Here is a 13,934-nt window from a genome sequence, read left to right as displayed (position 1 = left end):
TTGCTCTAATCAATTGAATGTTAGCAAATTATCGGAAATACTACAACATGAATGTAAAGAAAATCCTTTCTATAATAAATTTAATTTGTATTGTAATGCCTTTATATAAAATTAAAATTTATTAATTTTCAAAAATTCTGAAATTTCTGTTTACTTATTAATTCTTCTTTGCTATAATAAAATTTATCTTCTTATTGATAGCCAATAAGAAGCCATCTCCTTTGTGTTGTTTATAGTAACAAACAAAACAATTTTTGCTCGAGTATATACTTAGTACCTAGTCCTTACTATTTATATACAGTTAATTCATTTCCCGTAAAAGCCAAGTAATGATGAATGTGTCTCCTCACTTCAATTACTTGGCTTAATTTTTTGCATTTTATAATTATAATGGTTCATGGATACGAACATAATTTGTAGCAAACTGTAACGTTATATCTATAAGGAACAAAAAAACTAGATATTCAAAAGCGTGCACAAACACTTTTAAACATCTAGTCATTTAATATATTTCAATCAAAAATAATTATACAATTCATTTATAACTTACCAAGCAAATAGTCCAACAAATCCTGCAGTCATCAATGATACTAAAATACCTGCAAGTAATAATATCGGTACATATTGAGATACAAAATCTGATGTTTTCTTATCTACAATTCCTTTTAATGTACCTACAATCATACCAATTGTTGAAAAGTTCGCAAATGAAATTAAGAATGTTGTAATGACTGCACGTCTATGTGGTGAATAAGATTCAACAACATCTTTAATCTGACCCATAACAACAAATTCATTAGTAACAATTTTTTTGGCCATCTGTTGCGCAACAATCCAAGCTTCGTCCCATGGTAAACCAAGTAACAGCGCAAATGGATACATAAACGCACCAAGTATTTGATCTAAGCCAAAACTGCCCTTAATGCCTGCCCAACTACCAATGACACTTGTAAGTAAATTAATTAATCGATCAATTAAATCAGATAGTGCGACGAAACTAATAACAAACGCTACAATTATTAAGATTAATTTACCTGCATTTAATACTGAGTCACCTAAGAATGAGAAGAACGGTTGACGCTCTAATTCATTACTTTGAATAGTGTAAATAATATCTTCCTTTTCTTCTACTGTAACTGGATTTAATATGGATGAAATAATAATAGCATTAATTATATTTAATGGAATAGCAGTTAATACTAAATCACCCGGGACCATAGAAACATATGCGCCTACAATAGCGCCAGATACAGAACTCATAGACATCATCGCTACCGTTAAAACACGAGTTTCTTTCATACGTTTTAATTGTTCATTTGAAACTGCTAATGCTTCCGTATTACCCAAGAACATCATTTCAATACCAAAGAATGACTCGAACTTCGGTTGGCGTGTGATTTTTGCTAATACCCAACCAATGCCACCAATCACTTTAGGTAAAATATTGAAATACATTAAAATGTCAAATAACGGAACAACTAATAATATTGGGAACAGTGCACTTACTGCCATGTCCATTGCACCTGGTTTTACCCAGCTAGAAAAAGCAAAGCCTGTACCTGCATGTGCTGAATCAATTACCCAAGAAATACCATTAGCTAATGTTTGTACCGCAGTTTTTCCCCACGGAAAATACATAAAGAACCAAGCTAAAAATAAGTTTAAAACAACCAATATTGCAATTGATTTCCATTGAATATCCTTTTTGCTTCGAGAGAATAATACTGCGATCCCTAAAAACACAAACAATCCAATTATGTTAATCACTAAAAACATAATACACCCACCATTTCTTATTAAAATCATTGATAACAATGAATTTTTGAAAGTAATTATGTAGCTATGTATTCAGAAGAATAAAGGTAAATGCATATTGCTGACATAAACAAACTTGCGTTCGTAGACAACATTAAACCATGCATTTACCTTAATTATTCCTAATCCCTAGTTTTGTTAATTCATTTTTGTTAATAATTTATACTTTCTCAAAACACTGTTTATTAATAATTCACAATAATTATAGCATGCATGTACTTTATATAAAATAACAATTTTATTGTTCGATAAACGTCACTTTTTGTACACAATCTAAGCTTAAATATTCGTATCCTACTATGAAAACGCCTACAAATCCATAGTCATCATTTACTTTTTACTCTTTTTCTTACTTCGTCAAATTTTGTGTGCTTACAAATTGTTGGTATTTCTTATGATTCATAATCAATTCTTGATGTGTACCTTTGCCAGTTACTTTACCAGCATCAACAAAAATAATTTGTTCTGCTTTCTTAATAGTAGATAATCTATGTGCGATAACTACAGTTGTACGATTTTCCATCAATTCTTCTAGCGCATCTTGGATCTTTCTTTCACTTTCACTATCTAAATTAGCTGTAGCTTCATCTAATAATAAAATGTCTGGGTTTTTCACAAAGCTACGGGCTATATCAATACGTTGTCGTTGCCCACCCGATAATTTCAATCCTCGTTCGCCAACCATGGTATCGTAACCATCTTCAAATTGTTCAATAAATTCGTGACAGTTAGCCAATTTCGCAAAATGAATCAGTTCTTCTTCACTTACTTCGCGATTAATACCATATAATATGTTGTCTCTAATCGTACCATTCATCATTGAATTTGATTGCATCACGTAGCCAATTTTGGTACGCCATTCACCTAACTCAATATCATAAATGGAGTCACCACCATATTTGATATCACCCCGGTCAATATCATACATCCGCTCAATAATATTAAAAATAGTACTCTTTCCTGAGCCTGAAGGTCCAACAAATGCAGTTACTTTACTCTGCGGTATTTCAAAATTAACGTCGCTCAGTATTGGCTTAACACCATATTTAAAGTCAACATTTTCAAATACTAAGCTACCATCAGTAATCATGTTTTTTTGTTCTAAGTAAAATGCTTCCGTTGGTTCTTCCATAATTTCATAAATACGACCACTTGCACCCACAGCTTTTTTGTAATCTGTAACAAGTGTTGAGAGATTGATGAGCGGCGTTGTTAGTTGAATAACATAGATAATCATAGCAATCAATGTACCTGCTGTGATAGCACCTGTTGAAATTCTAATGGCACCAAAACCTAATATAATAGCGATTGTAAGTAACATAATCACACCTGAAATAGGCTGTATTACGGCAGTGATTTTAGCTTGTTTTAGTCCTAAAAAGTAAATTTCTTTTAAGTTTTTATGTGCATTATTTAGTTCTAAGTCTTCCGTATGCGAAACTTTCACTAAACGCATTTCAGTTAAAACACGGCCCAACAGACCACTAAAATTAGCGATTTCAGTTTGTGTTTTTTTAGAAATCTTTTCCATGACTTTGCCTAAAGGGAACATGATTAACACAAAAATTGGAATAGTTATGAATGTCACTAACGTCATTTTCCAATCCAAAATAAATAACATGACCAATGAACCTAAAAGCGTTAATACGGATGGTAATAAATTAGGAAGTTTTTGAGAAATAAATTCGTTGATAACTTTCGTATCATCCGTCAGTCGACTCATCAATTGTCCACTTTCGTTTTGGTCAAAAAACGGCATTTTTAAATGTATAATATGCTGCCATAATACAGATCTAATCGCGTATATAACCTTTTCCCCAATTTTACTTAACAGATATAATCCAATACCGCTAAGTAGCGCATTAAGAATAAATATTAAAATAAAACTTGCGATAAACATCCAATTCATATTCTCAAAGGAAAACTTATCTACAAATTTTCCTGTGAAAAGTGGTACTAAAAGTCCAGTAACACTACCCAATGAAGAAATAAATACAGCAATAATGATAAGGCCAATGGGCCATGATAGTTTTTTAAATAAATAGAATAATGGATTTTCTTGCTTCATATTTTTACCTCTTCTATCCCTATATTTTTTATGTTTTTAAGCTAATGCTAAAAATAAATATGAGCAGAATAACATTATAATAGCTAGTGACTTAAATTCCAAGTAAACACAATTTTATTTTTTACAATTATTTTTGACAATACAATAATTGCATTGGTTTTATGAATGTATTTTATTTAAACTTTACAATATGCTAAAATATTTCTATTGCAATAAAACTCAAAATATTAAGAGGGAATGTAATTATGAGAAAGTTAATTTTGACATTTATAACTGTACTCTTCGTTGGTACAATTATAACACCATTTGCTGAAGCTGAAACTATTACACCTACACAAGCAGCAAATCAATATGGTTATAATGTATCTGAGGCTTACCAACCTGAAGGTGCAGTAAATGTTGCACAAACGGGCCAATTACTTTATCAATACGATATGAATAAGAAATGGTACCCTGCTTCAATGACCAAGTTGATGACAATGTATCTTACACTTGATGCGGTTAACAAAGGCGAGTTGTCTTTAGATGATAAAGTGAAAATTACAGATACACACTATCGGATGTCTACCCTACCAGAATTGAGCAACACTAAATTGTATTCAGGCGAAACATACACAATTAAGGAATTGCTCCAAATTACAGTATCAAACTCAAGTAATGCAGCTGCACTCATTTTAGGAAAAGAAGTCTCGGGCAACCTTTCGGACTTTACCGATAAAATGAATGAAAAAGCAAAAGCATTAGGAATGAAAAACACGCATTTTGTAAATCCAACAGGTGCAGAAAATCAGCAACTCCGTGATTTCGTACCTAAAAAATACAAAAATGAAAACGATAATACGTCAACTGCCAAAGACTTCGGTATACTTTCGCAACGTGCAGTTCAAGACACGCCGAAAATATTAGATTTCACTAAGCAACTTGCACCTACACAACACGGCGTGACATATTACACTTTCAATCATTCACTAGAAGGCGCTGATATGAGTTTAGAAGGTACTGACGGTTTAAAAACGGGTTCAAGCGATGTTGCTGACTATAACCATACTATAACAACGAAGCGTAATGGTTTTAGAATTAACCAAGCTATTATGGGAGCTGGCAATTACGATAGTCTTGGTGGTGAAAAGCAACGTAATATGATAGGCAATGCTTTAATGAACATGTCTTTCGATCAATATAAATATGAAAAGATATTGTCAAAAGGTGAACAAAAGATTAATGGGAAAACATACTTTGTAGAAAAAGATCTCTATGATGTATTACCAAAAGATTTTGATAAAAAAGATTATAAAGTTGTAATTGAAGATAATAAAGTACATATTGAGTATGATCGTGAATTTATTAGTGATAAATATGGTCCACCTTCAGTTGATGTCAATAAACCACTTGTTCATCAAGCTACTACAGTTGTGAAATCATCATGGGATGAGCACCCTATATTAACTTTATTAGGTATGGTCCTAATTATTGCAGCAATTGCAATCATTATCTATCTAATCATTGATTTGATAAGAAAAAAATCAAATAAAAAGAAATAATAATCATGCAAGTGATTGTGCCATTGTTAAATCCTGCTCTTGTTCAAATGGAATAATGCACATAAAAATAGCGTTAATATAACTACTTCTGGAAAGTAGACAACTAGATGTTAACTGCTCAAACAAATTGAGGGTGTAAAAGCGAAATCGAATTTTTGATTTTGTTTTCACACCCTCTTTTTTAATAACCAAACTAAATGAGTCAGGTAGATAAATAAATTTCAGTTGAAATGGTGATTCCTAATTCCAGCCGCTTCTTTGTATACCTTTTAAACAGTTAATACTAAATACACGTCTTAATCCTTAACCAACAATAACAAAAAGAAGCTAAGTTACATCAATGGGAATCAACCCAGAATTTCTGTAACTTAGCTTCTCAAATCAATTCACAGTAAATAATTTATAACATAGCAAAACTATTTTTCATTATCACCATAAAGTTCTTTTTTAATTTTAGTCGTAGAGATACCTTCAGTACGATTTAGATAAATTACTTCACACTTATCTTTTAAGAAGTCGAATTCGCCTTCCCAATCATGACCCATAACAAATGTGTCTATCTCATAACGGTCTACATCGATTTCTTTTTGTCCCCAACCACTTTCTGGGATTACAAGGTCGACATATCTAATTGATTCTAACATCATTTTTCTTTGTTCATAGTTATAATAAGATTTTTTATTCTTAACACGATTAAATTCATCTGTTGAGAGGGCAACGACTAGATAATCGCCCATTTCTCTTGCTCTTCTTAATAATTCAATATGGCCATAATGTAATAAATCATATGTTCCATAAGTAATAACTCGTTTCATAAGCATATGCTCCTTAACAAAATATTAATTTAAATTTTACATTTTTAAAAATTATAGCATATTAAATGTTAGTTTACGAATTCTGATAATTTTCATCTTTTTAAAACTTGCTTTAATTTCATTTTACTTCTAAATTTTGCACGTTTCGGTAGCACTTCTACTTTAAAACGATAGTAATTTGGTCTTCCAATACCTACGCTCAACAATGCATTTCTCCACTGATAATATAATGTCTTATTCCATTTTACACTACCTTGTTCAATCACTTTTATTATTCTAAATAATGCTTCGCCAGCGTAATCTGTTTTTTGCATTTCATTAATATATGAAATAACATTATCTAACATTTGTTGTGTAACAATTTTATGCTCTACGAGGTAAGCTTGGATTAGATAACTTACAATTAGCTCATCCATACGATAACTATAATAAACTCTTGCTTCTCTTAGTAATAATGTATCCATTACACGCGCTCTTACTTTTTCTGCATCACGCATATAAGATTCAAATTGATTTGCAAGTTGATCGGTTATTGATCCAACTTGTTCATTATAACCATATACGATATCTGGTAACAGTTGAATATCACGAGCCTTCTTGTATGCTTGAATTATAAAAGTATGTTCTTCACAAAAAACAACATCTTCATCGAACCGTAAATCAGCAAATTTTGCGCTAAACATTTTGGCGCCAGGGCCAATTGATTGCATCATTTCAGGACATTGAGCCATATTTACAGTATCTAATTTTTTGATTGATTCATGAGAATAAATAGTTTGCCAATCTCCATTGTTTTCTCTAGCAATTTGTCCGATAACAATATCTACATTTTCATTGCTTTGGTAATAGTCAGCCATAAAATCAATTCTACTAGGTAAAAACTCATCGTCAGCGTCTAAAAACATAAACACATCACCTGACATATTAGCAATACCAACATTCCTGCTGGCTGCTGCACCTTGATTTTCTTGGTTTATAATTATTATATTTTTATATTCTTTTTGCAATTGTTCTAATACAAACTTACTATCGTCTACGGAACCATCATTAATGCATATAATTTCATAATTCTGCTTTGTATCAATCGAGGCAATTGCTCTACGAATTGTTTTTGCTGCATTATACACAGGAATGATTATTGAAATTTTCATTTTTCCACCATCTTTTCAATTTCATTAATAATATTCGTCAAACTATTTTTTGTATTATATTCATGCCACGCTTCAAACAATGTAGCTGGTGCGAAGTTATTTTCTTGTAACTTATGCATTAACTCATCCTCACTATATGCTTTATATATCTCTGGTATTTTTTCATAAAATGCATTCAATCCACGGGCAAGATTATAATCCGCTTCATCATAGACATAAAAGATTGTAGGTTTCTTTAATATGCTCGCTTCAATTGCTAGTGAACTGTAATCACTAATAATTACGTCTGCTAATATCATTAATGATTGCAAGTTAATTGTCGTCTGCTGCTCTGTGGCAATCGAAGGATGTAATTTGCTCAATAAAGTATACTCTGGCAACTCTGTTTCAAATTTCTGTTTATCTATCTGACGGTTAGCCTGCTTGTGTTCCCGATAAGTAGGTACATAAACAGCTACCTTACCATTTATCCCATATTGTTGTTTCAATTCTTGTTGTCTTTGTTCAACGTTCAATCTCGTATATGGCACCAATCTCGGCAATCCGGTTCTTAAAAACTGTTTTTCATTTGCTCCAAAAGATTCTTTAAAGCAGTTAGCCATGGGTTCGCCACCAATAATATACTTATCTGTTGCGTCGTAAACTTTTTTATATTGTTGAACTATTTTATTATTTGATAAGTCAACTTGTCTATCTGTAAACCCGAAATTTTTCAATGCACCTGCTGCGTGCCATGTTTGTAACACCGTTTGCTGTTTTTTCTTCTTGAATCCACCCATTATCAGATAATAAGTGTCTATCACAATCACCTTTGCGCTACTTAATGCCTTGATATGCTTAAACACTTGTTTATTTCCTGCAGGTAAATATATTATATGCTCTATATGTTCGATATATTTACGATTTTGTTCTGTACCAATAACTGTCAGTTTATATCCTTTACGGTTTAACGCTTCAATAATAGGTAACACATCTTCAGCAAAAGTCATCATCACAACAATATGGTCACTTTTGACTTTTTTCTTACGATATATCATATTTAACAAGCTAATAATAATGATATAAAGCTTTTTTATAATTTGTCTCAATACATTTCACCGCCGTTATTTATTAACTACTTTAGCTTATATTATATCTATCCTACAGAAAAAATTATAGAAAAACCCTTTTATGTGTGTGAGCATAAATACATTTTAAAAATGGATTTAACTTTCCTACATGAACTCACATAATTTTAAAATTTATACTTTCTAGCTAAACTTTTATGCTATTTAGGTATCGTAACAGTTCTCTGACAAAATATTAAATATAAATAGCAAACGAATTTACACCTTTTAATATTAGATGAAAATAAAAAACGGGAATAGCCACAGAAACCATTTTGGTAAAATTGATTTCTGTCCTACTCCCAATACAAAACTACTCAATCATAGTCATATTCCAATAATTTTTATTACATAAAGTCTGCAAAGTGGTCTCTATAACGCATATGCATAATTGAACCTACTATAAACAAGAACAATATGATTAATAAATTATACAATGTTAGTTCCCAATGTGTTATAAAATACCACTCTTTATGTAACACAGCAGAACGATATGCTTCAGCTAAGTAATAAATTGGATTTAATTTCATTACTTCTTTTACAATGCCTTCTGGCGGTACAATTAAAATAGATGATGCAAAGAATACCATTCTCATAAGCGCTTGAATTGCCTGTTGCGTATCTTTTACAAGTACTCCTAACGTTGACGTAAACAACGCTATTGCAGTTGTTAATATTAATGCAAATGGTACATACAAGAAAAGTTGCAATGTGTATACCGTTGGATAGTAACCTGCCAACATACATAATAAAATAACTACAATAAGCAATGCAAGATGACCGTAAAACCTACTCATTACGATGTAAGAAGGTATAATTGATAACGGAAAATTCATCTTCGCTACTTGATTATACTTTGTTGCTATTGATTTAGTACCTTCCAAGATACCTTGGTTAACAAAGAACCACATGCTAATACCGACGAGTAACCAGTATATAAATGGCACGCCATCTATAGGGTCATTACTTCTAATACCAAGACCAAATACAAACCAATAAACCATAATTTGCATAGCTGGATTAATTAATTCCCAAGCCATACCTAGATAATTATTTGTATTAGAAATCTTCACTTGGAACTGTGCTAGTCTCTGTATTAAATAGAAATTTTTAAAATGCTCTCTAAATACTACCCACACTGCATTCATTTAAATAAACCACACTTTCAATCGATTTGCTTATCACAATTTACTTATGACGCTATTGTATTCAATTTCAATATACGCTTTGTTAACTATCATAACAACTTTCAGTTACTTTCGAAAATAGTTATTTAAAAAGTGTTAAAAAGTTAAATCTTTTATATATTGAGTAATAGTTGATATAAGTCTAAATAAAAGCTATCGCACTTTATATTTTTGTAATTTTGGCGTTATAGTTGATTTTATAATTTTTATTCAGTAAAATTTAACAACTGTACAAGCATTAATTCCGTTAAATTATACTCACTTACTTTACAATAGGTTTATAAATTTAACAACTAATATAATGTATAATATAATAGTATTATCTGTAAACAAGGAAGGTAAAATTATGAATGTATCCGTTAACATTGAAAATGTAACTAAAGAATATCGTATTTATCGTAATAACAAGGAACGTTTAAAGGATGTCTTACTCCCTTTCCATAAAAACAAAACATTTTATGCCTTAGATAACTTGTCCTTAAAAGCATATAAGGGCGACGTAATTGGATTAGTCGGCATCAACGGTTCAGGAAAATCCACCTTAAGTAATATGATTGGTGGATCATTGTCTCCTACTGATGGTGGTATTAAGCGCGATGGTGAAGTAAGCGTTATTGCAATTAGCGCAGGGCTAAATGGACAACTAACAGGCATAGAAAATATTGAATTTAAAATGTTATGCATGGGATTCACTAGAAAACAAATCAAAGAATTAACACCTGAAGTTATTGAATTCAGTGAATTAGGAGAATTCATATACCAACCTGTAAAAAAATATTCTAGTGGTATGCGCGCTAAATTAGGCTTCTCAATTAATATTACAACCAACCCTGATATCCTTGTTATTGACGAAGCTTTATCTGTGGGTGACCAAACTTTTGCCCAAAAATGTTTGGATAAAATTTTTGAATACAAAGAACAAGGTAAAACTATTTTCTTTGTAAGTCATAATATGAAACAAGTACGAGAATTCTGTACTAAAATTGCTTGGATAGAAGCTGGCAAACTAAAGCAATTCGGCGAATTAGACGAAGTCTTACCTGAATATGAAAAATTCTTAAATGACTTTAAAAAACGTTCTAAAGCAGAACAAAAGAAATTCAGAAGCGACTTAGACAATTCAAGATTCGTTGTAAAATAATATAAAACGTGATAAATACCCTAGCATTGATCTCATATTCAATGCTAGGGCTTTTTATATTTTATAGACTTTTGAATCAATGAATTACAAACAAAGCACTTTTCAAAGTAAAATAAAAGCGTTAACATATATTTATGTGACTATAATAATAAATATTATTTAGCAAATGGGGTGAATATCATAGAAAAAAATAATAAAACCCAGGCATTCGCTAATTTAGTTCGTGCTTATAGAAAAACTTATATCGGCAAGGGTCCAGAGACTGTTAAAGTTTTCTTTAAAGACAATTGGGCCGTAGTTCACATGACCGGTAGTTTAAGCAAAGTTGAAAATCTTTATTTGCGTAATAAAGATTTAGAGAGTATGCTTAAATATGGAAGGACTGAAGAAGTAAAAGCATTATATAAACAAAGTCCACCAACCGAAATGGAAGAACTTGTCGGAGCAAAATTCGTTAAACTATTTACCGACCTCTCTTTAGAAGACGACGAAGTTGTTTCTGTATTTGTTTTCGATCAAAATATTGAATAGATTTTAAAAACTAACTATATCATTATCATTTATAATTTTACTTCAACTTTTTTATAAGTTACTCATGCATACAATGTATTGTGTAAATATTAAAAAGTTATATATTAAAGGGATTGTCAAAAAGTACTTGGTGCTGTATTTGTTACTCCCCTCACTGAACGTATTAACATTCAAGGAGGTGGTTTATACAAATCCATCAAGTACTTTTTTTGGTTCAATTTAAAATGAATCAATCAACGTAATAAGCGCTTTTCATCATAGAAATAACTCAATAAAAAAATATTAGGAGTGTATATTATGAAAATTGTAGCATTATTCCCAGAATATATAGAAGGACAAGAAAACCAATTATTAAACACTGAGAAAGCCATCGGTTTAATTCCCTTTTTAGAAGAAAAAGGACATGAACTTGTTATATTAACAGATAATAACGCAGACTTAGACAAGCATTTATCAGATATGGACGTTGTAATTAGCGCGCCCTTCTATCCAGCATACATGACAAAAGAACGTATAGAAAAATCACCAAACTTAAAATTAGCGATTACTGCTGGTGTAGGTTCTGATCATGTAGATTTACAAGCTGCCAGTGAAAACAATATCGGCGTAGTTGAAGTAACTGGTAGTAATACCGTTAGTGTAGCTGAACATGCAGTTATGGACCTTCTCATTTTGTTACGTAACTACGAAGAAGGACATCGCCAGTCTGTTAACGGTGAGTGGAACTTATCTAAAGTTGGGAACCACGCACACGAATTACAAAATAAAACAATAGGTATTTTCGGTTTTGGTAGAATTGGTCAACTTGTCGCTGAAAGACTTGCACCATTTAACGTCAAAATTCAACATTATGATCCAATCAACCAAAAAGACAACAAATATTCTAATTTTGTTAATTTTGATGAACTTGTTTCTACTAGCGATGCAATTACAATACATGCACCTCTAACACCAGATACAGATAATTTATTTGATTATAATGTATTAAGCCGTATGAAAGTTGGTAGTTATCTAGTAAATACTGCACGCGGTAAGATTGTTAATACAAATGATTTAGTAGAACTTTTAACTGCAAAACACATTCAAGGATATGCTGGAGATGTATGGTATCCACAGCCAGCACCAGCTGATCATTCATGGAGAACTATGCCTAGAAATGCAATGACAGTGCATTATTCTGGTATGACTTTAGAAGCACAAGAACGTATTGAAGAAGGCGTTAAAGATATTTTAAATCGCTTCTTTAACAGTGAACCGTTCCAAGATAAAGATGTAATTGTTTCTGGCGGTCAAATTTCAAGTGCTAGTTATAAGAGTAATAAAGGTAAGTAATTACTAATTAATATCAGATATATCAGAAATTCTAATTAATTGAAATGTATTAACTGAGATTAAATTAATATCCACACGTAACTCCCACACTTTAAAGATAATGTAAAACATTAATAACAATTAAATAAATTATATGTAATGTTTTACATGAGCATATGACAGAAAAGGCTGAGACAAACTTTAATTTTCTCAGCCTTAATCATTTTATAGGAAAAGATGAGAAAATATTTTTTAAATAAATTATATTTCTCTTCTAATCTCTTCTTCACTATTTTTTAAATTTAACTTTAGCTACTTTAAATAAAAATTTAGGTATCGATTTCATTCTTCCTATACGCTTCCAATCAATTAATAAGCGATAAATCCACTCTATGTTTAGTTTTCTAAATATTACAGGTGCTCTTTTTTTCGCGCCACTGAAGACTTCTATTGAGCCACCTACTCCCATCAAAACAGTTTGGTTAAATTGATTTGAGTAACGTTCTATCCATTGTTCTTGTCTTGGGTAACCCATACCAACAAACACATAATCCGGATCAAAAGAAGTAACTTGTTTTAATACCATTTCATCTGATAAATCAAAGAATCCATGGTGGTAATCAAAAATAATATTAGGGTATTTTTCAGTTAGTTTTTGTTGCGCTGTTTTAACAACATCTTTTTCAGCACCCAGTAGAAATACTTTTTGTTGATTTGCATTAGCAATTTTCAAGCACTCTTCCATCAATTCAATACCTGGTACTCTAGCTTTTAAAGGTGTATTAAGGATTCTCGCGGCTTTAACGACGCCAGTCCCATCTGGTACTACATAATCTGCACGGTTTATTAAATTTCTATAGTTCTCATTCTCCGTAGCAAAATCTACAATTTCAGGATTTGCAGTTACAATAAATAAATTTCTAGAAGTTGATGTTAAGAAAAATTGTTTAATATTGCCTTGCATTTCCTCTAGAGTAACGTTATCAAAATATACAGATAACACATTTACTTTATTTTCTTTGTTGCTTTCCGTCATGTTTTGGAATCTCCTAACTCATTTATAGCGCTTTATCATTATAGTTTATGCTTGTTATATTAACACATTATGATTCATCCATATAATATAAATAAGTACTAATCATCTTTATATTATAAATCTACATCCAAAGTCCAAATGCTTTATTTCAAAATTTACTTTATACTTAATATTGCGCTATGACTGTTTTTACTTTCTATAAAAGCGTTTATTGAAAATTAAAATCGAGGTT

11 protein-coding genes are annotated in these 13,934 nt (G+C 31.1%); 4 read left to right on the top strand and 7 right to left on the bottom strand.

Annotation, left to right across the window (positions count from 1 at the left end; all coding sequences use genetic code 11):
* Positions 1–546 precede the first annotated feature (546 nt).
* Together ACF91D_RS11390 and ACF91D_RS11385 are read right to left on the bottom strand one after the other, a co-directional pair.
* A complete protein-coding gene (locus ACF91D_RS11390; RefSeq protein ID WP_069792748.1) occupies positions 547–1,776 on the bottom strand; it encodes a NupC/NupG family nucleoside CNT transporter in 1,230 nt (409 codons plus the stop codon).
* 388 nt (positions 1,777–2,164) lie between these two features.
* Entirely contained in the window at positions 2,165–3,883 is a 1,719-nt protein-coding gene (locus tag ACF91D_RS11385) for an ABC transporter ATP-binding protein (RefSeq protein WP_327620796.1), read from the bottom strand.
* A gap of 245 nt (positions 3,884–4,128) precedes the next feature.
* Here ACF91D_RS11385 and pbp4 point away from each other — a divergent pair, with 245 nt between their 5' ends.
* A complete protein-coding gene (gene pbp4, locus ACF91D_RS11380; RefSeq protein WP_327620797.1) occupies positions 4,129–5,424 on the top strand; it encodes a penicillin-binding protein PBP4 in 1,296 nt (431 codons plus the stop codon).
* A gap of 416 nt (positions 5,425–5,840) precedes the next feature.
* On the opposite strand, the gene tagD is transcribed toward pbp4, so the two are convergent.
* The 4 genes from tagD to ACF91D_RS11360 all read right to left on the bottom strand — a co-directional run bounded on the left by tagD (position 5,841) and on the right by ACF91D_RS11360 (position 9,644).
* On the bottom strand, positions 5,841–6,239 hold the full coding sequence (tagD, locus tag ACF91D_RS11375) for a glycerol-3-phosphate cytidylyltransferase (RefSeq protein WP_017722614.1): 399 nt from the start codon (positions 6,237–6,239) through the stop codon (positions 5,841–5,843).
* Positions 6,240–6,331: 92 nt separating this feature from the next.
* Positions 6,332–7,390, bottom strand: coding sequence for a glycosyltransferase family 2 protein (locus ACF91D_RS11370; protein WP_039069343.1), 1,059 nt, complete (start codon positions 7,388–7,390; stop codon positions 6,332–6,334).
* Positions 7,387–8,478 carry a teichoic acid glycerol-phosphate primase TarB gene (tarB, locus tag ACF91D_RS11365; protein WP_039069345.1) on the bottom strand — a complete coding sequence of 364 codons (1,092 nt, stop codon included), beginning with the start codon at positions 8,476–8,478 and terminating at the stop codon, positions 7,387–7,389. Before tarB ends, ACF91D_RS11370 begins: the two co-directional genes overlap by 4 nt.
* Before the next feature lie 365 nt (positions 8,479–8,843).
* Positions 8,844–9,644, bottom strand: a complete 801-nt coding sequence (locus tag ACF91D_RS11360) for an ABC transporter permease (RefSeq protein ID WP_039069346.1) — start codon at positions 9,642–9,644, stop codon at positions 8,844–8,846.
* Positions 9,645–10,029: 385 nt separating this feature from the next.
* Here ACF91D_RS11360 and tagH point away from each other — a divergent pair, with 385 nt between their 5' ends.
* The 3 genes from tagH (at position 10,030) to ACF91D_RS11345 (ending at position 12,687) form a co-directional block, all read left to right on the top strand.
* Positions 10,030–10,824, top strand: a complete 795-nt coding sequence (gene tagH / locus ACF91D_RS11355) for a teichoic acids export ABC transporter ATP-binding subunit TagH (protein WP_039069348.1) — start codon at positions 10,030–10,032, stop codon at positions 10,822–10,824.
* Positions 10,825–10,995: 171 nt separating this feature from the next.
* Positions 10,996–11,355 (top strand): Na-translocating system protein MpsC family protein, encoded by a 360-nt coding sequence (locus ACF91D_RS11350; protein ID WP_119585406.1) that lies wholly within the window; start codon positions 10,996–10,998, stop codon positions 11,353–11,355.
* A gap of 297 nt (positions 11,356–11,652) precedes the next feature.
* Positions 11,653–12,687: an NAD-dependent formate dehydrogenase gene (locus ACF91D_RS11345; protein ID WP_119585404.1), complete on the top strand. Its 1,035-nt coding sequence runs from the start codon at positions 11,653–11,655 to the stop codon at positions 12,685–12,687.
* A 268-nt stretch (positions 12,688–12,955) separates the two neighbouring features.
* On the opposite strand, the gene tarA is transcribed toward ACF91D_RS11345, so the two are convergent.
* On the bottom strand, positions 12,956–13,702 hold the full coding sequence (tarA, locus tag ACF91D_RS11340) for an N-acetylglucosaminyldiphosphoundecaprenol N-acetyl-beta-D-mannosaminyltransferase TarA (RefSeq protein ID WP_039069349.1): 747 nt from the start codon (positions 13,700–13,702) through the stop codon (positions 12,956–12,958).
* Between the last annotated feature and the right edge of the window lie 232 nt (positions 13,703–13,934).

The sequence above is a fragment of the Staphylococcus sp. 231237_7MaSpsaltlick genome, from assembly GCF_043107035.1.
This window is presented reverse-complemented; position numbering and strand designations above follow the sequence as displayed.